This window comes from Lutibacter sp. (assembly GCF_046055765.1).
Taxonomy (GTDB): domain Bacteria; phylum Bacteroidota; class Bacteroidia; order Flavobacteriales; family Flavobacteriaceae; genus Lutibacter.
Genome location: NZ_JASFZF010000122.1, coordinates 1 through 22,650, shown reverse-complemented (window position 1 = coordinate 22,650; position 22,650 = coordinate 1). Strand labels below are relative to the sequence as shown.

Sequence of the window (22,650 nt, the reverse complement as noted above, 5' to 3'; positions counted from 1 at the left end):
TATATGTGAGTCTTTTTTTGTTTTTTACTAGAATTACTTTTGTGTAAAGTATATATATTGTGGTAGGGTAAATCCTTTTTAACGGGTTTTAATTAGGTAAACACTATTAATAAATTATTAGAGACTAAGTTTTATGAGAGTATTATTTTTATTAATTTTTCTTTTTTTTTCTACATCAATTTTTAGTCAAGAAATTGGGAGTGTTAAAAATGGGAATTATACTATAAAACTTTTAAAGTCAAATAATTTATTTTCTTTTGTTTATTCTGATATTACTTGTGGTAATTTTACAACAGAAAAATCATTTAATTTTCCGAACAAAGAGACTATTTATAGTTTTATTATGAGTGGTTTTGAAGCTGAAAATGATCATCAAATGATACTTCAAACTAGTATTGATACAATTGTAAAATTTGAATTCAAAAAAATTAAAGGGAGAAAAATGTTACAGATTAGGCAAAATAATTTAGTAAATAAAACATTTGGATCCAGCACTTTTTTTACCAAAGATGAAATCCATCAACTTTTTGGGAATCCTTAAACCTCACAAGAATCACCCATACAGTTTGGTTTTTCGAGTGGTTTTTTAAGTAATTTTAAGTTTATAGCTAAATTATACAACTTACAACCAACACAAATACCAAAAGCTGTTTCTAAATATAATAGTAGTATGCAAATAATGCATAATAAGCATATAGGGTCAAAATACGCGGAATCGTTTATTAGAAAAAGTGAGAGTGTAAATATAATTGCAGATAAAATAAGTCCTAAACTCCAAGCGAATTTTTTTTGAATTGCTCCAATAGGCCATGGAGATTGTTTATAAATAACAATTTTAGCAAGTAACATTGTTGGTGAATATTTAGGGTTTATAAATATTCCAATTAGAAAATTTATTAAGAGAAACCCAGAAATATATGGAATTACGTAGTATTTATTTAAAATAAATCCGTTTATAAATGCTATAACTCCAAGTAAAAGCATGATACCTGCGCTAGCTCTTAACTGTCTTTCATCTAAAACTTTGTAGTTTTTACCTTCAATATAAGCTCCAAAACGTATTTTCAATAGTTGTCAAGTTTAATTGTGCTAATATATAGTTTTAGAAATAAAAGAGGTAAATGGAATAAACAATAATTAATTAAAGACTAGTAATTCTAAAAAAATTACTAATTAATTTAAGAAGATCTTTTTTAAAAACAGGTTTAGCAATATATTCATTACAACCAGCTTCTAGAGCTTTATTTCTATCCGTACTATGAGCATAAGCTGTTTGAGCTATAATAATTACTTTTTTATTGTAGCGTCTTATTTGTCTTGTTACTTCATAACCATCAATTCCAGGTAATTTAATATCCATTAAAATAAGGTCAATATCAGGATGATTTTTAAAGTAAGTAAGTCCTTTAATACCATTTGTTGCGTATAAAATTTTTTTTGAAAAATTACTGACTACTTCTTTTAAGTATAATGCAGTAGTTTCATCATCTTCAACAATCAAAACTTTTAGCTTCATAGTTTAGAAATTAAAAAGTTATTACATTTAATATTATAGTGGTTTTGTGAAATAAAATTGTGATTCTTTACATCCTTCAGATGTTAACAATAGTTTACCTCCCAATATTTCTATATATAATTTTGAAATAAAAATGTTTAACCAAAATATGTAGTTTAATCTCACAATTAAATATCTGCTTTTTTTGTTGTAAGTCTTATCTTGAATAATTTCTTTTTTCACACCTAATTTATTTTTAGTAAAACTTCTAAGGTATTATTAGTACTAAATGTACAAAAAATATACCTAAAATATAATTTCATAGTATTATATACTCTGACATGTAGTTAATTAAAGCAATAATTATTACACGTTATAGTTTAAAGCACTTATTTTACTTGTGTACTTATTTATTTTTCGTTTTAATGACATTTGTCATTAATTTTAAGTGAAATTCACAGTACTTTTACAGGACTTATTCATTGCTTATCTATAAGTAATGAGTTTTTGATTTTTTTAGTTAGTAGTAAAAAAGGGAGCTTTAATAGCTCTCTTTTTTAATAAAGGCTTCATAGTTCAAGGGATAGAATAAAAGTTTCCTAAACTTTAGATCCAGGTTCGAATCCTGGTGGAGTCACAATTCTCTTATTTTTGCATTAAATTAATTTTAATGATTTATATTTGAATTAGTTAAGATTATTTCTCTACAAGAATGTAATATTAACAATGAAAATTAAAAAAGAAATATTAGAACAAATAACTTGTAAAAAAACTTTTCTTGTTTAAAAAATCCTAAGGGCTGTTGTAATGTTGTTAATTGTGTTAACCTGAGTTCGACATAAAGACTTCTGATTATTAGTCATTTATAAATTCTATAGTAAAAACAGGTGTCATTCCTGCGAAGGCAGGAATCTAAACGCATCCTATTTATGGATTCCTGCCTTTGCAGGAATGACAAAACAACTATAAAACGCACTAATTCAACAATTTGTATTATTTTGCTTATATCGAATTCACGTGTGTTAATAAAACTGTTCATTTTGTAGCATATTCTTCTAAAATGTATTGTAGCTATAAAATAACCTTTGGAAATGCTGATATATGTAATTGCCCTACAAGAAAAGAAATGTTTAATAAATACGCTATTTAGAGCTTTTTTTTAAAAATAAACTCTAAAAGTAAGGTTTGGTGTTATTCCAATTGAAGTATTATTTGTGAAATCGATTGAATTTTCAGTGTTTACTTTATAATAAGTATTCAAAATATTTTTAGTATTTAAAATGTTTAGGATTGAAATTCCAGCCATTCCATTAACTTTTTTACTTAATTTAAAATTATAGGTTGATGAAAAATCCACTCTAAAATAGTTGGGTAAACGCTCACTATTAGGTTTGTTATAACTTATGGAGTTGCTAATTCCATTATTAGTAACGGCATTATTACTAATTGGAGTAGTATGTGGTTTTCCAGTTCTCCAATTTAACCCTAAAGCTAAATTTACTTTTTTAAATGTAAATGTATTACCAAATGAAATACTATGAGTTATATCTAAATTATTTGGAAAAATTGCGGGTGTTAATTCTTTAAAATTATAGGTGTTTTTGCTATAGGTATAGCCAACCCATACACTAAATTTTTCTGTCTTTTTATTCGCTAAAAACTCAATTCCTTTTGAAGTATAACTCCCCGAAGTTTTAATATATTGATTTTGGTTTTGAAACCCTTGATTTGCGGTTGTAATGCCATCAACAAATTTATAAAAACCTTCAATATCAATAAAAAAGTTGTTTTTTTTGTAATTAATACCTAATGATGCTTGTTTACTTTTTATAATCGGAATTTCATTATTGTCGGCTAAGGTCCATCTACTTTTTTCAACTCCTAAAAAATCTTCTTGTAAATCTATAATTTGTGTAGCATTTTGACTTTTAAATTCTCCAGCTACCTTAACAGATATATTAGAATTTATTTTATGTAATGCTTGCAGTCTAGGTTCAATAATAAAAGTTTTAAATTTTTCAATATAATTTATCCTAAAACCCGTTTTTATAAATGTTTTATTGTTGTTTGAAGTAGCGTTTATTTCACTATAAAAAGAATGATTTCTAATTACATTTTTTATAGTTCTAATAAATAATGGCAAGTTTACATCTTCAGTATTTGTTATTCCTAATTCATAAAAATGATAACCATTTAAGAGCTGAATGTTCTTATTAAACGTATAATAGGTGTTAAGTTTTACGCCTGTTTCTAAAACTTCATTTACCTGTATCAATCGTTGGTCATTTAATAAAGAAAAGTTTTCTGCATGAACATTATATTTTGTGTAATAGACATGAAATAAAGTACTGAAATTTGAACTCCATTGATTTGTGCTATGTAAACCAATAGCAACATTACTTTGCTCTAATTCACTAGTTTTTGAGTCTGAAATAGTTTCAGATTGTAAAAATTCATTAAAATGAAGTTTGTTTTCAAAATTTAAATAACTAACTCTTAATTTGTGATTTTCATTAAAATTGTATAAAATTTTAAAATTATAATCAAAAAAATTAAAGGTGGAATTTGTTTTAATTTGATTTTCATTAATAGTGGTTGAAGTAGTTATTTTTGAATCTTGAAAAGATTTTTTAAAGTACTGTTTAAAAGTAGGAGTATTAATTAAATCGGTAATTGCTCTTCTTCCTGTAAACTGAAACCCAAGTTTAGTTGATAAAGGAATATGAGCATAAGCATCAGCGCTTAATAGATTAAAACCAGCACCACCAAAAGGTTTTTTGCTAATTTCATTTATTGATTCAATATTTATTGTTCCAGAAACCCCATCGTTATATTGAGAGCTTGTACCATTTTTGATAAGTGTTACTTTATCTGTTAAATAAGGGTTAAATGCAGATATTAATCCAAAAAAATGTCCAGAATGGTACATTCTTATATCATCCCAAAGTAATAAATTTTGATCATTAGATCCTCCTCTAATATTAATATTTGAAATGGTTTCATTTATACTACTTATACCTGGAATGGCTTGTATTTTGTGTAAAATATCAGGTTCAATAAGGCCTGGTAAAATACCAGAGTTTAAAACATCAATTGTTATGGTATTATTGGTGGTTATTTTAATTCCAGAAGTTAAATAATTATTTAAAATTACTTCGTTTAGTTGTTCAGTTTTTTGTGAATTAGTAATAGTTAAGCATTTTTCTTTTTTAAGAAAATCATTAGAATTTAAATAAATAGTTGGGTAGGATATATGGCTTATAGTAACAATTTGATTTTTAGTGACGTTTTCTAGTTTAAAGTAACCATTAATAGTTGAAACAGAGTTATGGTTTAATATAGAAACTGTAGCATCCTCAATATTTTTTTTTAAGTTGGGGTCAAATAAATAGCCGCAAATTGTATTTTTCTTGGCCTTTTTATTAATTAAAATATTAGTTTTAGTTAAGTAAGTGAAAATTAAATGTGTTTCCGCTTTTAAATAATTTACGGTTTCATTTAAGGTGAAATTCTTATTATATGGAGCTATTTTTATTTCTTCAATTATTTTATTAGCGTAAGTAAATGAAACTGAATATTGTTTTTCTGCAATTGAAAGTAGCTCAAAAAGTGATGTTCTTTCTTTATCTAAATTTTGAGAATTAGAGAAAAAGGTATAAAAAAAACAACTTAATACTAATAAAATTTTTTTCAATTTAAATATCATTGCATTGTAATACTCACTTTATTATCACCTAATATAGTAAAATTTAAATTTAGTGGTATGCAAATGGCTTTTAAAGCTGTTTTTAAATTAGTATGCGTAAAAGTTCCTGTAAAAAGAGTATTTCCTAACGAATTATTATAAGTTACCTCGATATTATATTGTCTTTCAAGTTCTTTTATAATATAACTATAAGGTACACTTGTAAAAGAACTATTGTTTTTTAGCCAAGATGGATTTGTTTCTGTTATTGAATTTGAAAATTCAGCGGTAGAGTTTAATACTTTAAATGAAGTTCCAGCAGGTACTTTAATTGTTTTATGATTATAATTTACACTTACCAAACCTTTATAACAAAAAACTTCAAAATAAGCATCTCTTGCTTGAACATTAAACCGAGTTCCTAATACACTAACCGATCCTAAATTTGTGTTTACTGTAAATTTAGAACCTTTTTTCACACTAAAATAAGCTTCGCCTTTTAAATTTAATTCTCTTTTTTTATTCCATTTGTTGGCTTTAAAAGAAATTTCAGAGTCAGCATTTAAAGCAACTTTAGAGTTGTCTGGTAATTCAAAATTAATTTTTTCTGCAAGTTGTGTCTTGTAATTAGTGTTTTTATTTGAAATAAAATAATAGGATGAAAACAGGATTGCTAACATTGCAACAACTCTATAAGTGTATTTTAAAAAATTTATTTTTTTTACTTTTGATTTACTTTGGTGTAAAGATTTAATTTTTTCTAATGTTTCTTCAGCATTAAAATTAGGAACTTTAAATCTGTTTGTTGCAGCAATTATTTTCTTATAAGAACGTAATTCTTCCTCACTTATATGTTTTAAGAGTTCTTCTTCGGTTATTTCACTATTTAGCCATTTAGCTAAAAAATAATTTTGTTCCATACAATTATAACATTTTAAACTAGGTTTACCCTACTTTGTATTAAATATTTTCTATCTCTTTTCTAAGGTTTACTAAAGCATTATGAATTCTTTTTTCTACTGCTTTTATAGAAATTCCTAAAATTTCAGCAATTTCTCTATACTTTTTCCCGTCGATTCTATTCATTAAAAAAGCGGTTCTTTGAGCTTCGGTTAAGTTAGATATTGCATTTTGAAGTTTACTTCCAAATTCTTTTTCTTCTAATAAAAACTCTGGAGATTCATTCGTGTAATTTTTCGGAAGCGAATTTTTAAAGTTTAAAACAACTTTAGTTTTTGCGTATGCATTTAAAAATAAATTATTTGCAATGGTAAATAAAAATGATTTTGCTTTGCCAGAAATTACTTTATTACAATTATTCCAAAATTTCAAAAAAGAATCTTGAACAAGGTCATCAGCCATCTCAATATTACCACATTTATAATAAATAAAATTATGCAGTAATTCTGAATGTTTTAGGAAAAAACGGCTAAATTCTTTTTCATTACAATAATCTGTACTATTTTTAACTTTCATAAGAAAAATATCCTAAATTTTAGAATGTTAAATTTATAATTTAAATTTTAAAAAGTAGGGTTTTTCAAATTAAAACTGTTCTTTTATTAAACTAGAATTATTATAATATGAAATTAAATATTAGCTTGGTTTTTCTAATTGTTTGTTTTTCTTGTTTTATTTCTTGTCAAAGCGAAATATCAGAAATTATTCAATCTAATCAAGGCGAAGTTTTAAGTCAAAATTCTGCTGTTACATTATTAGTTAAAAATACGGTTACAAAGGATGGTTCAAAAGACAATATCATAGACAATGCAAGTTGTATTTCTGTTCAATTACCTGTAACTGTAATTGTAAACGGAAATGAAATTAAAATTAATACAGAGGAAGATTATGAAGCTATAGAAGCCATTTTTGATGCATTTGATAATGATGATGATAACTTGCAAATTGTATTTCCAATAGAAATAATTTTAAGTGATTTTGCTAAAGTTTCAATAGCTAATTATGATGATTTAAATACATACACTTTGTTTTGCAGTGGAAATAATGAAAAGGACGATGATATTGAGTGTATAGATTTTAAATATCCAATTAATTTATCTGTTTTTAATTCAGAAAATCAAATTACACAAACAGTTACCATTGCAAATGATGAACAATTTTATAATGCAATAGCAGCAATTGATGATAGTCAAATTATAGAAATTCAATTTCCAATTACTACAATTCTATTCGATGGTACTGAAAAAATAATTAATGATATGGTAACGTTACAAAATACCATGGAAAAAGCTGATAATATGTGTGATGAAGATGATGATAATGATTATAATGATGATGATTGTTTGGATTGCACTATTGATGAAACTTCAACTTTATTAAAAACATGTAGATGGAAAATAAATGAAATAAAAACTAATGGTATTGAAAATAATGAACAATATAAAGATTATGAATTTACATTTTCTGATAATGGAAAGGTTAAAGTTGAAAATGATGATAATGAGTTTGAAGGTTCTTGGTCTATATTTACCTTCAATTCTCAAATAGTTGTTCAAATTAATTTTACAGACCACCCTGATTTTTCATTTAATTGGATACTGAGTGAAATAGAAGATGATAATGAGATTAATTTACAATTTGAAAATAATGAACTTGAGCTAGAAAAAGATTGTGATTAATTGAAGCAACCCCATTTTATTTTAATGTACAAAAGCCACTTTTTAAGTGGCTTTTGTTTTTTGTATATATTTATTTTAAGAGTTAAGAAGCTATAATTTTCTTTGATATTTGTTGTATTTTATCTAAAACTCTCAGGGAATTACCACTCCACAATTTTTCAATTTTCTTTTCAGTATAACCACGTTTCACTAATTATATTGTAGCATTTAGTGTTTCAGAAGTATTTCCCCAACTATCACTATCACTACCGTCTATCAAAACTAAAAACAACAAGGTTATTCCTAATTTTTCATCTAGAATTTACAAATATAATTTGTTATTTATGGTCAGTTGAATTGATAATTTAATTATATTTACGAGTCTAATAAATAGTATCTATAGTCAGTTTTAAGATATATTCGGTAATTATTTTTAGATAATTAGTTTTTAAAAGCGACGTATAAAATTCTTTGTTTAAAATAAGATTAAGAAATAAATAATTATGAGTATCTTTAATCAAAGACCTTCTGTGAATAAATTAAACGATATAGAAAAAGATAAACTGTCTTATTTATTATTAAATGAGGTGAATTTAATGGTTGTTTTCTGTAATAAAAATGGGAAAATCAATTATGTGTCTCCTGTAACGGAAAAAATAATTGGATACAAGGCTGAAGATTTGTTAGGTGATAAGTGGTGGAATTTGACCTATTTTTCAAGAGAAGAGAGTGATAAAATAAAGAAGCGACTTATAGATTTGGCCCAAATAAAAAAAACAAATTCTTTTGAGACTTATATTCGTGAAGTAAAATGTAAAGACGGAAGTTCAAAGTGGGTAGAGTGGCGTAATTTAATGGCAGAAGATAATTCTATTATATCCATTGGTGTTAATGTAAATGACTGGAAGAAAAAAGAGGATATTAAGAATCAGTCCGATAAAATTATTGAAAATGTAGATTCTTTAATTATGGTGAGCAACCAAAAAGGAGAAGTTATTTTTGCATCGCCATCTGTAAAAAAGATGTTAGGCTATGAAACTCATGAAGTTATGGGAGATAAGTGGTGGGAAATTACTTATGATGATGCGTATGAAGCTCAAAAAATAAAAGAAGCAATTTTAGATTATGTTTATTTAGGAAAAAAGGATTTTATTGACATTACTAAAAGAAAAATAAAAACAAGCAAAGGTAATTATAAATGGATTGAATGGCAATTATCTAAAGGAGTTAATGGAACATTTATTTCGGTTGGAACAGATATTACAAATAGAATTTTAACAGATATTGAATTAAAAAAAGCAAAAGAAACTGCTGAAGAAGCATTAGTTGCAAAAAATGATTTTTTAGCCAATATGAGCCATGAAATTAGAACCCCTTTAAATGCTGTTATTGGATTTACAGATTTATTGCTTGAAACGGAATTAACTAAAGAACAGAAACTTCATTTACAAACAATGAAAAATTCTGGAGAAATTTTATTGTCGATTATTAATGATATTTTGGATTTATCAAAATTAGATTTAGGAAAATTAGAGGTAGAATCTATTGCATTTGATCTTCACCAACAATTAAGGGAAATTGTAAAATTGATGAAAATTAAATCGGATGAAAAAGACATTGTATTAGATTTAGTAATTGATCCAAATACACCTATAGAGGTAATTGGAGATCCAACGAGATTAGGGCAAATTTTATTAAATTTAATAGGGAATGCAATTAAGTTTACGGATAAAGGATCTGTCACTGTTTCTGTAAAAGAAACAATTAACGAGGATAATCAAACAATTATTTATTGTGAAATAAAAGATACTGGAATTGGGATTGTTTCAAATAAAATTAATACCGTTTTTGGAGCATTTACACAAGCTCAAAGTGATACATCTAGAATTTATGGAGGAACAGGTTTAGGACTTACTATTGTAAAAAAATTAGTTCATTTATTAAATGGAGATATAAAAGTAGAGAGTAAATTTGGGAGAGGAAGCAATTTTAAATTTTCTATTCCATTTAAAAAAGGAAATAACAAAGGTAATTTAAAAGATACAATTCAAGATGTATCAATGGATGAACCTTTAAATTTATCAATACTATTGGTTGATGATAATAAAACGAACCAATTATTAGGGAAAACTAGACTAGAACGTTGGGGATGCACTGTTGATTTAGCGAATAATGGAATTGAAGGAGTTAAAAAAACACAGCAAAAAATATATGATGTTATTTTGATGGATATTCAAATGCCTGTTATGGATGGATATGAAGCAACAAAAATTATTAAAAATGACATTTCAGAAGAGGTAGGTAAAATACCTGTAATTGCAATGACAGCTTATACATCAAAAAATGATATAAAAAGAGCAATAAATGCTGGAATGGACGATTATATTTTCAAACCTTTTAAACCTAAAGAAGTTTATAAATTACTTCATAAATATATAAAAGTATCAACAAAAATCAATCAAAAAAAATTTAATAAAAGCATTGAACAAAGTAAAATTGATAAAGAAGATATAAGTTATATAGATCTTACATTTCTTAAAGAAGAAACACAAAATGAAAGTGATATTTTAGGAATGTTAATTGAATCATTTATAAATGATGTTGATGAATTTTTAGAAATATTAGACAAAGGATTTAAAGATAAAAATTGGAAAATTTTACATGAGGCGGCTCATAAAATAAAGCCTAGTATAAAAATGTTTGGTATTTCTAAATTAGAATCTATTATTCATACACTGGTTGTTCAGTTTAGAGAAGAAAAGGAACTTGGACGTGTTGAAGAACCAATAGAAATATGCAAATCAGTTTTGCAACATGTAAAAGATGAATTATTAATAGAACTTAAAAGAGTTAATTATGAGTAGCAAAAATCAGATTGTGCTAGCCGAAGATAATTCTACGCTCTCATTACTACTAAAATTTAAATTAGAAAGAGAGGGATATGAAGTGTTAAAGGCATCTGATGGGAAAGAGGCGATTGATTTAATTGAGAAAAATAGTCCAAGTTTAATATTAACCGATATTATGATGCCATTTATTAGTGGGTTAGAAGTGATTAGTCATGTTAGAAATAAACTCAATTTAAAAACTCCAATTATCGTTTTTTCATCAGCAGGGCAAGAGGAAATGGTGTTAAAAGCATTTAATTTAGGTGCAACAGATTTTATGGCAAAACCATTTAGTCCAAATGAATTGGTAATTAGAATAAAACGAATATTAATGTAGACCTAATAAGTTTAACTTGGAAACATTTAAAATACTTCAAAATTATTTTCAACAATTACCAATTGAATTACAATTTGTATGGGTTTTGAGTGGTATTTTAGTGGGTTTTGCAATAATTTTTATAGTCTATTTAAAATTTTTAAGAAATTCATTAAGAAAAGAAGAAGTATTAAAAATTAAATTGCAACATAAATACGAAGGACTTTTATTATCTTATTTGTTTGAAGAATCAGAGAATGAAAAATTAAGTGAGCAGCAAAATGAGTTTATAAAAACTCTTAAAAGTGAAATTAACCATAATTTTAAAAGAAAAATAGTAGTAGAAACGCTGTTAAAACTTAAAAATGAAGTTTCTGGAGAGGTTGAAATAGCTATTCAAAATTTATATTTAAAATCTAATTTACAAGAACATGCTTTTCAACAACTAAAAAGTAAAAAATGGGATATTGTTGCAAATGGAATTAAAGAACTATCTAATTTTAAAGTCAAAGAAGCATTTCCTGAGGTAAAAAAATTACTAAAATATCCAAAAAAAGAAGTTAGAAAAGAAGTAGAATTATATTTGGTTAGTTTATTTCACTTTGAAGGTCTTGATTTTTTAAATAATCTAAAAATAAATTTATCTGAATGGGATCAAATTGAATTATTAGAAGAATTACAAAAATTTGATAATCAAGAAATTCCAGATATCACCTTATGGTTAAATTCAAAAAATGAATCTGTAGTTTCATTTTCTTTAAAATTAGCTAAAATTTACAATAAATATGAAACTTTAGAAACCTTATTAGAATTATTAAATCATAAAACTCAAAAAATTAGATTGCAGGTTATTGATGTTATAACACATTTGCAAATCCTAGATGCCAAAGAAATTTTAAAAACTAGTTTCAAAAAAAGGAGCGTAGAAGAACAAATTGCCATTTTTAAAATGCTTGAAAATATTTATGAACCTGAAGATGAGGATTTTATAGTTGAAAACAGCGTCAATAACAATTTTGAAATTCAATATTCGGCCTTAAAAATGCTAAAAGAGGTGAATAAAAAAGCGTTTAACACCTTATTTGAACAAAATAACAAATTCAAAAATAACACCATTTTAAAATTTGTTCAAAACAATTAATATATGAATACATCTACCTTAAATGCTATTATTCAAGTAATACATTACTTGTTTTTCACGTATGCTTTTATGGCTATTTCTTCGTATATTATTCTATCTATAATCTCAGCTTTTGAGACTATTGATTATTTTAAAAAAAATAGCTTTGTAAATTATACAAAAATACTTTCTTCAAACATTGCACCTAGTATTTCTATTATTGCGCCTGCTTATAATGAAAGTTTAAATATTGTTGAAAATGTTCGCTCATTGCTTTCTAATCATTATGCAAATTATGATGTTATTATAGTAAATGATGGAAGTAAGGATAATAGCTTAGAATTATTAATTAAAGCTTATGATTTAGTAAAAGTAAATTACTTGATAAATCCACAATTAAAAACGAAACCATTACGTAAAGGAGTTTTTAAATCTGCAAATCCAGCTTTTGAAAAGTTGATAGTTATAGACAAAGAAAATGGAGGGAAAGCGGACGCGTTAAATTTTGGTTTAAACATTAGCCAAAGTAAATATGTGGCTTGTATTGATGTTGATTGTTTATTGTTAGAAGATGCATTACAAAAAATGGTAAAACCTTTTTTAGAAAATACAGATAAAATAGTAGTAGCCACAGGAGGAGTTATTAGAATTGCCAATAATAGTATTATTAAAGATGGTAAATTAATGGAAGTAAATTTACCCAAAAAACTAATTGAAAGAGCTCAAATATTAGAGTATTTAAGATCCTTTTTATTAGGAAGAATGGCTTGGAGTAGATTAAATGGTTTGCTTGTTATCTCAGGTGCGTTTGGTATGTTCCATAAAAAAATTGCAATTCAAGTTGGAGGCTATGATACTTCAACTGTTGGAGAAGATATGGAAATTATTGTGCGAATGCGGAGACAATTAGAGGAACAAAATATGAATTATAAAGTAGCTTATATTCCAGATCCTTTATGTTGGACAGAAGCTCCAGATAATTATAGAATATTTATTTCACAACGTAATCGTTGGACTCGTGGAACTATAGAAGTATTAAGAAAACATCGGAAACTGGCCTTTAATCCTAATTATAGAAATTTAGGATTAATGAGTTACCCTTATTGGCTAATTTTTGAGAGATTTGCTCCAGTTATAGAGGTTATAGGTATTATTTATTTTGGAATTTTAATGATATTAAGGGAAGTGAAATGGGATTATGCTTTAGCATTTTTTATTTTAGCTTACATGTTTACTGTTTTATTATCATTAGGTGCAATTTATTCTGAAGAATTAACGTATCATCAATATAAAAAAAAGGGAACAGGATTTAAATTAGTACTCATCAGTTTAATTGAGCCGTTTGTGCTGCATCCATTTATTTTGTACGCAGCGGTAAGAGGGAACTTAGATTATTTTTTTAACAAAAAGAAAAAATGGGGGGAAATGACAAGAAAAGGTATGGGTAATATTAATAAATAAAAGATTAAATTAATATGAAAATTCTTAATTCAAAATTGCTTTACAGCTATGCTTATTTATTATTTACACTACTAATAGTAGTTTGGATTGGTAGTTTTTTAGAATGGATTTCAGCCAATTATAATACAAATTTTTCCGTATATGCAATCATTATATATAAATTTATAAATGATTTTTGGGCAATTGTTACTCTTGGTATTATCTTATTTCCGTTGTTTTGGTTGTGTAGCGTTATTTTTAAAAAACGTGTTATTTCAATTTTTCAGATAGTATTTATACTAATTTTATTTATACAAGTAGCTTTAATAAAATACAGTTTAACTACTCAGGTTAATTTAGGAGCTGATTTGTTGGGTTATTCTTATGATGACATATTAACAACAATAAAGTCATCAGTATCCTTATCTTTTATTACCCTATTACCATTTTTAGTGCTGATTGGCCTTTTTTATGGAGTTTATATATTGCTTAAAAAATGGGTATTAAATTCTCAAATTTTAATTGTTTCTATTCTATTGGTTTTGTTATTTGGAAGTTTAAAATTAGTATTACCAAATACTTCTAATGAATTATTTCAAAATAAAGTACAGTATTTAACTACTGATATAATTAATTTTCAAACCGAAAAATACAAAACTAATGCAAATTTATATAGTAGAAATGATTACCCTTTATTAGAACCTAGTTCTAAAGTAAAAGATGTACTAAAACCATTTTTTAATATTTTAGAAACTAAACCAACTATTGTAATTATTATAGTAGAGGGATTAGGCGGAGAATTTATTGGTAATCATTCTTATGCAGGATTTACCCCATACTTAGATTCCTTAATACCAAAATCGTTGTATTGGGAAAATTTTTTAAGTAATGCTGGTAGAACCTTTGGTGTTTTACCATCTTTAACAGCTTCATTACCCTTCGGTGATAAGGGATTCTTAGAAATACCAGATACACCATCTCATATAACCTTGATTAGTGTACTAAAAGCAAATGGATACACAACATCTTATTATTCTGGAGGGCCATCAAGCTTTGATAGAAAAATCAACTTTTTAGAATACAATCAACTTGATGATGTAATAGATGAAAGTAAATATGGGTTAGCATATAAAATAACCAAAGCTAATGATGGTGGATTCTCTTGGGGTTATCCAGATGAAGAAATATTTAAAAAAATGTTAGTATCTATACAACATAAAAAATCACCTCGATTAGATATTGTTATGACTCTTAGTAATCATGAGCCTTTTACTTTTCCTAATAAAGAAACTTATTTAAAAAAAGTAGATAGTATTTTAAATTCTGGAAAAGTTTTAAAAATTAGCAAAGAAAAAGTACAAGAGTATAAAGAAATTTATGCTAGTTTATTGTATACAGACACTTCTATAAAAAACTTTATGGAGGCATATTCCAAAAGACTAGATTACAAAAACACTATTTTTATTATTACAGGAGATCATCGACTCATACCAATTACTCAAAAAGATAAATTATGCCGTTTTCATGTACCATTATTTATTACAAGTCCATTATTAAAAAAAACAGAAACGTTTAAATCAGTTTCTTCACATTGGGATATTACGCCAAGTTTACTATCATTTTTAATGAATAATTATAAAATGAATCCTTTAGATGAAGTTGCATGGATAAGTCAAGGATTAGATACGGCAAAACAATTCAGAAATATTCATCAAATTGCTTTTATGCGATATAAAGGGAAAATTAACGATTTTATGTTAAAAGATTATTTGTACTCTGCTGGTAGCTTATATAAAATAAATGAAAACTTTGGAATTTATAAAGTAAAAGAAGAGAAGCTTCAAGAGGCAATTAAGGACTCTTTAGATAATTTTAAAAATTTGAATGCTTATCTAACTAAACGTGATAAAATTTATCCAGATTCATTAAATATTTATAGAAAACCAAACTTTAAATTTACTAAAACAGAATTGGCTACCATTAAAAAGTTAACAAAAGGATTAGATTTCGATCAGATTTTTAATTTAGCTAGAGAAAACGCCTTTAGTAAAAAATATAAAACAGCACTTTTATTATGCAATTATATTTTAAATGAATTACCAAATCATGCCGATGCTAGAACCTTAAAAGGAAGAGTCCTTGCTTGGAATGGAAATTATAAAAAATCAGAATCAACTTTATTAAATGTAATAAAAAGAAATCCATATTATTCTGATAGTTATTCGGCTTTATTAGATTTGTATTGGTGGTCTGACCAAGATGAAAAAGCTCTTGGTGTTTATAGAAAAGCAATACAAAATAAATTAACCAATTCGGATATTGCATTTAAAATGGCAAAAGCATACAAACGGTTAAAAATTAGCAAGCAATCAGGAAAAATTATAGATAGTTTGTTGCTTAAATATCCAGAGAATAAAGAGTATAAAACTTTTAAACAAAAGCTAAAAAACTAATGCCAAAAAATATCATAATTTTTTATATAACAGTAATTTTACTATCAGTAAATACAAAAGCTCAACAAAAAAAGTTTACTGGAAACCCAGATACTGCATTTAAAGTAGCCCGAGAATTAGCATTTAATAAACACAGAAAGCAAGCACAAGATACACTGTTGTTGATATTAACCAAATATCCTAATTATAATGATATTAGAGCTTTTTTAGGAAGTACTTATTCTTGGGATGGAAATTATGGCCAAGCTAGAAAAGAATTTATGAATGTGCTTAATAAAGATCCAAAACGAAAAACAACTTGGATCGCAGCTATAAATAACGAGTTATGGAGTGAATTACCTTTTAAAGCGTTGGAATTAACAACATCAGCTCTAAAATACTTTCCAAACAATGAAGAGATTTTGTTGCTAAAAGCAAAAGCACAACAAAACGGTAAAAACCCTGAAGATGCTTTAGCAACAGTACAAGAAGTGTTACTAAATAATCCAGAAAATAACAAAGCAATTGAATATAAAAAAGGTCTTATAAACGCATTAAGTTATAATACTATTGGATTAAAATCATCTATTGATTTATATTCAGAAGTGTTTGATCCTATGCAATTGCGTACTTTAAAATATAGCAGGCAAACAAAGTATGGAAGTATAATTGCTAAAATGAACGTAAGTAGAAGATTTCAAGAAAATGGAGTACAGTTTGAGGTAGATTTGTATCCAAGAATTGCTAATGGATTGTATGCTTATGTTAATTTAGGTTTTGCCAATACTTTTTTATTTCCTGATGTTAGGTTTGGTGCTGAGTTCTATAAATCATTACCAAGAAGTTTTGAAATTTCAGCAGGATTTAGAGCTTTAAAATATAGTTCAACTACTACCATTTACACAGGTTCTGTTGGCTGGTACACAGGAAATAGTTATTGGGCTTTTAGAACTTATATTACACCAAATGATAATGGAAGTAGTAAATCAGGAACGTTAAATTATCGTAAATATAGAAGCGACGCGAATAATTATTTCAGCGTTTCTGTAGGTTTGGGTTATTCTCCAGAAATTGATCGGTTTAACTTTGAAGGGAATGAAAATGCAATTATTAAATTAAATTCTCAAAAAGTAGGTGTTGGCTATTATTTATCATCTAAAAACTCTAAAAATATGTGGGGATTTAAATTTGGAATGACACATCAAGAAATTAGTTTTGATCCTGGGAATTATTTTCTGATTTATTCTTTATCTCTATCTTGGGAGATAAAATTTAGGTAATAATAAGGGTTTAATTATTGCTAAAATTAAACTTCCTGAAGAAAATACTATTTATAAAAACTAGATTGGACAGAAAAAAAGCAACTATTTTTATTAAATACTACAACGCAATGGTTTCTAAAAAATCATTTTCAAAATGATAAATAGTATGTATATTGTCAAAAAAGTAATTAAAAGATACGATGTTAGAATTAGCAGGAATTATAATTTTAGGGATTATTGCACAATGGTTCGCTTGGAGACTTAAAATTCCAGCTATTTTACCATTAATTCTAATTGGTTTATTTGTAGGTCCCTTATCAACATTTATTTCTGAAGATGGCACGAAGTGGATAGAGCCTGTTTGGAATGGCGTTGAAGGCTTATTTCCAGGTGAAAAACTATTTAATTTTGTTTCATTATCGATTAGTATTATTTTATTTGAAGGTGGTTTAACATTAAAAAAAGATGAAATTTTAAATGTTGGTCCCTCAATAGTTAAATTAATTACATTAGGCTCTTTAGTTACTTTTTTTGGTGCTGGAATTGCAACTCATTTTATTTTTAATTTAACATGGTCAATTTCTTTTCTTTTTTCTGCACTTATAATTGTAACAGGACCAACAGTAATTGCGCCAATTTTAAGAAACATACCACTTAAAAAAGACGTCTCAGCAGTATTAAAATGGGAAGGTATACTAATTGATCCTGTTGGAGCATTAGTAGCTGTTTTAGTATTTGAATTTATTAGTGTAGAAGCAGGTTATGAATACACAAAAGATGGGTTAATTGAGTTTGGTAAAATTGTTATCATTGGTTTATCAATTGGATTTACCTCTGCTTACGCACTATTTTATGCGTTGAAGTTTAAGTTTATTCCACATTATTTGTTAAATGTTATAACATTAGCAAGTGTTTTAGCTGTATTTGTTTTGTCAGATTTATTTGCACACGAATCGGGGCTTTTAGCAGTCGTAATTATGGGAATGGTACTTGGAAACATGAAAGTGAAAGAACTTAAAGAAATATTATATTTTAAAGAATCATTAAGTATTTTACTTATATCAATCTTATTTATTTTGTTAGCAGCAAATATGAATATGAAAGATATGTTATTACTATATAGATGGGAAACAATAGTTTTATTTGCAATTGTTGTTTTTGTGCTAAGGCCTTTAGGAGTATTTTTAAGCACGTTTAATTCAGGATTAAAATTAAATGAAAAATTATTTATAAGTTGGGTTGGACCTAGAGGAATTGTAGCGGCTGGAATCGCATCACTTTTTGGCTTAAAATTAATGATGAGTGGAGAGCAAGATGCAGAATACATTACTCCTCTTGTATTTATGATTGTATTAGGGACTGTTTTATTAAACGCAACTACAGCTCGTTTGTTTGCAAAAGTAGCAGGTGTATTTTTAAAATCTTCTGATGGGATTATAATGATTGGAGCTTCAAATTTTGCACGCTTAATTGCATCTTATTTAAAAAATAACAATAGGAGAGTTGTGTTAATTGATAATAATATTGATCACATAAATAAAGCAAAATCTTTAGGCTTAGAAGCTATTAAAGGAGATGTATATTCAGATGAGTTATTAGAAAATATAGAATTAAATAACATTGGTTTTTTGTTAGCGCTTACCGGAAGCACTACTGTAAATAAATTTGCAATTGAAAAATTTACACCAATATTTGGTGAAAAAGGTGCATTCCGATTAATTTCTTCAGAAGAAATGAAACAAAAAAACAACCAATCTAATAGCAACTTATTTTGCAGTACTGAAGATTTTATTAATTTAAGTGAAGTAGTTCGTGATTATCCTTTTATGAATGAAGTTAGTTTAAACACAGAAGAACATTATAAAAAATTATTCAAAAAAATTCAAACTGAAAAATTTTCAATACCACTATTTTTAAAAGATAATAATGGTATTATCCATTTAATTTCCTCCATAACCGAATTCTATCAAATAGAAAATGGTTTTACATTGGTGTATTTGGGAAAAAATATTTCATAAAAAAAGGAGTAATTTATAGCGACTCCTTTTTTTATGAAATATTTTTATTTAGAATTTTTCCAATATTGTGGTTTGGTATCCTCGGTTTCTTGATTCCAATAATCATGAGTAACTTTTCTTCCATCAAATGTTTTTAAACGTCGTTGAAAAACCCATACGGTTGGATTAAAAGCCATGTCAGTAACACCAACAGTGTAAAGTTGAGGGTCTTCTTCACTTTTTCTTTTTTCTTCACCTATAATTACTTCAAAATTATTGTGTTCTAATAATTTTTGTAAAAAATCTTTACGATTTTCATCAATTTTTTTTTCAATAAAAGTAACACGTTGCTCGCCGATACTTCCAAATAAATGTTTACCTCCTAGTCTCATACTAAATTAATTTAAAAAAACATTACTGATTGAATAGATGTATTCATAAATAGGGCTATATAAACCAATAACCAAAATACCAATTACAGCAATTAATAAGCCTAATCTCATATAATTTCCACTTTTAAAGTAAGGTATTGGGTTTTCGCCTTTTCGTAAAAACATGGCTCTAACTACTAACAAATAATAATATAAAGATACAGTTGCATTAACAACAGCAATAAAAACCATTACATAATAACCTTTACTCGCTGCCGCTGCATATAAAAAGAATTTTCCAAAAAATCCAGCTAATGGAGGAATTCCTGCCAAAGAAAATAAGGCAAGCATCATTACCAAACTTAATTTTGGGTTGGTTCTATATAAACCTTCATAATCATCCATATTTTCTTTATTTGTTGCAGATGATATTGCTTGAACAACTCCAAAAGCACCTAAATTTGAAAATATATAAATAGCTACAAAATAAATAACTGTAGCCACTCCTAATTGGTCTACAGATAATAAACCTAATAGTATAAAACCAGCCTGAGCAATAGAGGAATATGCTAAAAAGCGTTTCATGTTTTGTTGTCTTAAAGCAAATAAATTACCAGTAAACATGGTGGCTATAGTAACTATGTAAATTATTTTATTCCAAGCAGGCATTAAAGGTTTAAACACTGTAAATAGTAAAATCATTAAAACAACTACCGCTGCACCTTTAGATATAACGGATAAATAGGAAGCTACATTTATTGGAGCTCCTTCATAAACATCAGCTGTCCAAAAATGGAATGGAACTAATGATATTTTAAATGCTAAACCTGAAAAGAAAAATACAAAACCTAATATTGCAAGGTTGGAACTTGTTAATAGTTCAGACATTGCATCAAAATAGATAGTTCCTGTAGTTGCATAGAGTAATGAAATACCAAATAAAGCAGTTCCAGATGCTAGTGCAGAAGATAAAATATATTTTACAGCACCTTCAGCAGATTTTCTTTTTAAGGTTTCATAAGCTACTAAAGCAGCAACAGGTAAAGTTGTTAATTCTAGACCAATATAAAACATTAAAAAATCACCAGCAGAAATCATAAAATAGGCTCCTAAAAGTGATGATAAAATTAAAATTATAAATTCGGAAGCTTTATTTTCTGATACTACTTTTTCTTTTAACCAATCAGCAGATTGTAGTAGTAAAATTAAAACACCAAGGCTTAAAGTAGTTTTAAAGAAATACAATAAATCATTGGTTCTAAACATTCCTCCAAATAAATCTCCAGTTGCTAATGGTAAAAACCCTAGTATGGTATTTATAGCTAATAAAATTAATGCAAACGGAATTATTGTTGCTTTTTGTTTTTTATTTGAAAATATCTCGAATATAATTAGCAATACAATAATTGTAATTAATCCTATCTCTTGACGCATCAATAGTAAACTTTCTAAGTTCATCTTTCTTAATTTTTTATAATAATCGTTCTAAAAACGGTTGAATACTTGCTTTTATCATTTCACTTAACCCAAGTGGCATTACTCCAATAATAATTACTGGAATCATAAGTAGAACTAATCCAGTTTTTTCATACCAAGTAGCTTTAGGTAATTTTGCATATTCCTTATTTGATAAAGGGCCCATCATAATTTTCCCAACCATTCTTAAAATATATACGGCAGTTACCACAATGGAGGAAACTACAACAATAGTTAAAATTCTATGAAACATATCAGGATGTTGAAAAGCACCTACAAAAATACTCATTTCAGCAACAAAGCCACTAAAACCAGGTAATCCTAAATAAGCCAATCCAGTTATTACATAAACAGCACCAATAAAAGGCATTATTTTCATTAACCCTCCTAATTTTTCAATTTCTCTTGTATGAGTTCTTCCATACACCATCCCAATTAAAGCAAAGAATAATGCGGTTAATAATCCATGAGATAATGATTGAATGATAGCACCTGTCCAAGCTGTTTTATTGATCATTAATAAAGCGAATAAAACTAAGGATAAGTGACTAACGGAAGCGTAGGCATTTACATATTTTAAATCCTTTTGCATTATAGCTCCAAATGCTCCATAAATAACACCAAAGGAGGCTAATACTAAGAAGAAGTCCGTCCAGTTTAAAGCTCCAAGAGGTAATAAGTACATAGCAATTCTAAAAATACCATAACCACCTAATTTCATTAAAACACCAGCGTGCAGCATTGACACAGCTGTTGGTGCTGATGCGTGACCAGAAGGAGACCAAGTATGGAAAGGGAATAATGCTCCAATAACGGCAAACCCAATAAATACAAATGGGAAAAATAAATTTTGTGCAGCTTCTGGAATGTTAACTTGTGCAATTTCAAAAATATTGAAAGTTAAAGCACCTCCATCAGCATTAGAGTTAAAATAAATACCTAAAATACCTACAGATAAAAGGGCAGAAGCACCCATTAACATTAAGGTTAATTTCATTGCTGAATTTTCTTTTGGACCAGAACCCCAAATACCAATTAATAAATACATTGGTATTACCGCTATTTCGTAAAATACAAACATGGTAAATAAATCGGTAGAAATAAAGAATCCAAAAACTCCTGATGATAATATTATTAATGACACAAAGAATTCTTTAGCTAAATCATCTATTTTCCAAGAAATAAAAATACCAGCCAAAATAACTGTCGATGTCAAAGCAATCATTACTACAGAAATGGCATCTACACCAATACTGTAATGAATATTAAAGTTTTCAAACCAAAGTGCATCTTTGGTAAAAACCATAATATCTGAATTAACTGCTCGCTCTTTTAAATAAGCAAAAATTAAATTTATAGACATGGCAAATTGAATTGCCATACCAATTAACGCTACTATCCTTGCTTGTTTTAAGTTTTTAGCAAAAATCAAAACTAAAACAGTTAAAACAGGTACAACTACAAAAAGTGATAAAATATCCATTATATTAAATTAATTTATCCATAAATAAAAAATTACCATTGCGATTACTACGCCACCACCAACAAAG

17 protein-coding genes and 1 tRNA gene are annotated in these 22,650 nt (G+C 26.9%); 10 read left to right on the top strand and 8 right to left on the bottom strand.

Annotated features, from left to right (window positions below; translation table 11 throughout):
- Positions 1-133 precede the first annotated feature (133 nt).
- Positions 134-541, top strand: coding sequence for a hypothetical protein (locus tag QM495_RS11725; RefSeq protein ID WP_408672302.1), 408 nt, complete (start codon positions 134-136; stop codon positions 539-541).
- Here the strand turns inward: QM495_RS11725 and QM495_RS11720 are convergent.
- Both QM495_RS11720 and QM495_RS11715 read right to left on the bottom strand, forming a co-directional pair.
- Positions 538-1,068, bottom strand: coding sequence for a DUF4395 domain-containing protein (locus QM495_RS11720; protein WP_408672301.1), 531 nt, complete (start codon positions 1,066-1,068; stop codon positions 538-540). The two genes, QM495_RS11725 and QM495_RS11720, sit on opposite strands and share 4 nt — an antisense overlap.
- Positions 1,069-1,141: 73 nt before the next feature.
- Positions 1,142-1,516: a response regulator gene (locus QM495_RS11715; RefSeq protein WP_408672300.1), complete on the bottom strand. Its 375-nt coding sequence runs from the start codon at positions 1,514-1,516 to the stop codon at positions 1,142-1,144.
- Between the two features lie 544 nt (positions 1,517-2,060).
- Here QM495_RS11715 and QM495_RS11710 point away from each other — a divergent pair.
- Positions 2,061-2,132: transfer RNA gene (locus tag QM495_RS11710), tRNA-Arg, on the top strand.
- 522 nt (positions 2,133-2,654) lie between these two features.
- Here QM495_RS11710 and QM495_RS11705 read toward each other — a convergent pair.
- The 3 genes from QM495_RS11705 to QM495_RS11695 are packed head-to-tail and all read right to left on the bottom strand — an operon-like array spanning position 2,655 to position 6,656.
- On the bottom strand, positions 2,655-5,189 hold the full coding sequence (locus tag QM495_RS11705; protein WP_408672299.1) for a TonB-dependent receptor plug domain-containing protein: 2,535 nt from the start codon (positions 5,187-5,189) through the stop codon (positions 2,655-2,657).
- Between the two features lie 8 nt (positions 5,190-5,197).
- Complete coding sequence (locus QM495_RS11700; RefSeq protein ID WP_408672298.1) at positions 5,198-6,100, bottom strand: FecR family protein; 903 nt, start codon at positions 6,098-6,100, stop codon at positions 5,198-5,200.
- A 40-nt stretch (positions 6,101-6,140) separates the two neighbouring features.
- Positions 6,141-6,656, bottom strand: coding sequence for an RNA polymerase sigma factor (locus QM495_RS11695; RefSeq protein WP_408672297.1), 516 nt, complete (start codon positions 6,654-6,656; stop codon positions 6,141-6,143).
- A 107-nt stretch (positions 6,657-6,763) separates the two neighbouring features.
- Between QM495_RS11695 and QM495_RS11690 the strand changes: the two genes are divergently transcribed.
- From QM495_RS11690 to QM495_RS11655, 8 genes are all read left to right on the top strand, one after another.
- Complete coding sequence (locus QM495_RS11690; RefSeq protein WP_408672296.1) at positions 6,764-7,819, top strand: hypothetical protein; 1,056 nt, start codon at positions 6,764-6,766, stop codon at positions 7,817-7,819.
- A gap of 482 nt (positions 7,820-8,301) precedes the next feature.
- A complete protein-coding gene (locus QM495_RS11685) occupies positions 8,302-10,662 on the top strand; it encodes a response regulator (RefSeq protein ID WP_408672295.1) in 2,361 nt (786 codons plus the stop codon).
- The gene (locus QM495_RS11680) at positions 10,655-11,023 is read left to right on the top strand and encodes a response regulator transcription factor (RefSeq protein ID WP_408672294.1); all 369 of its coding nucleotides are present in this window, start codon (positions 10,655-10,657) and stop codon (positions 11,021-11,023) included. The genes QM495_RS11685 and QM495_RS11680 overlap by 8 nt, the downstream gene beginning before the upstream one ends.
- Positions 11,024-11,039: 16 nt before the next feature.
- Positions 11,040-12,143 (top strand): hypothetical protein, encoded by a 1,104-nt coding sequence (locus QM495_RS11675; RefSeq protein ID WP_408672293.1) that lies wholly within the window; start codon positions 11,040-11,042, stop codon positions 12,141-12,143.
- Between the two features lie 3 nt (positions 12,144-12,146).
- Positions 12,147-13,583: a glycosyltransferase family 2 protein gene (locus QM495_RS11670; protein WP_408672292.1), complete on the top strand. Its 1,437-nt coding sequence runs from the start codon at positions 12,147-12,149 to the stop codon at positions 13,581-13,583.
- A gap of 14 nt (positions 13,584-13,597) precedes the next feature.
- On the top strand, positions 13,598-16,015 hold the full coding sequence (locus QM495_RS11665) for a sulfatase-like hydrolase/transferase (protein ID WP_408672291.1): 2,418 nt from the start codon (positions 13,598-13,600) through the stop codon (positions 16,013-16,015).
- Positions 16,015-17,274 carry a YaiO family outer membrane beta-barrel protein gene (locus QM495_RS11660; RefSeq protein ID WP_408672290.1) on the top strand — a complete coding sequence of 420 codons (1,260 nt, stop codon included), beginning with the start codon at positions 16,015-16,017 and terminating at the stop codon, positions 17,272-17,274. Before QM495_RS11665 ends, QM495_RS11660 begins: the two co-directional genes overlap by 1 nt.
- A 182-nt stretch (positions 17,275-17,456) precedes the next feature.
- Entirely contained in the window at positions 17,457-19,274 is a 1,818-nt protein-coding gene (locus tag QM495_RS11655) for a cation:proton antiporter (protein ID WP_408672289.1), read from the top strand.
- A 44-nt stretch (positions 19,275-19,318) separates the two neighbouring features.
- Here the strand turns inward: QM495_RS11655 and QM495_RS11650 are convergent, their stop codons facing one another.
- The 3 genes from QM495_RS11650 to QM495_RS11640 are packed head-to-tail and all read right to left on the bottom strand — an operon-like array spanning position 19,319 to position 22,583.
- Entirely contained in the window at positions 19,319-19,645 is a 327-nt protein-coding gene (locus QM495_RS11650; protein WP_408672288.1) for a hypothetical protein, read from the bottom strand.
- Positions 19,646-19,651: 6 nt separating this feature from the next.
- Entirely contained in the window at positions 19,652-21,082 is a 1,431-nt protein-coding gene (locus QM495_RS11645; protein WP_408672287.1) for an NADH-quinone oxidoreductase subunit N, read from the bottom strand.
- A 13-nt stretch (positions 21,083-21,095) separates the two neighbouring features.
- The gene (locus QM495_RS11640) at positions 21,096-22,583 is read right to left on the bottom strand and encodes a NuoM family protein (RefSeq protein WP_408672286.1); all 1,488 of its coding nucleotides are present in this window, start codon (positions 22,581-22,583) and stop codon (positions 21,096-21,098) included.
- Between the last annotated feature and the right edge of the window lie 67 nt (positions 22,584-22,650).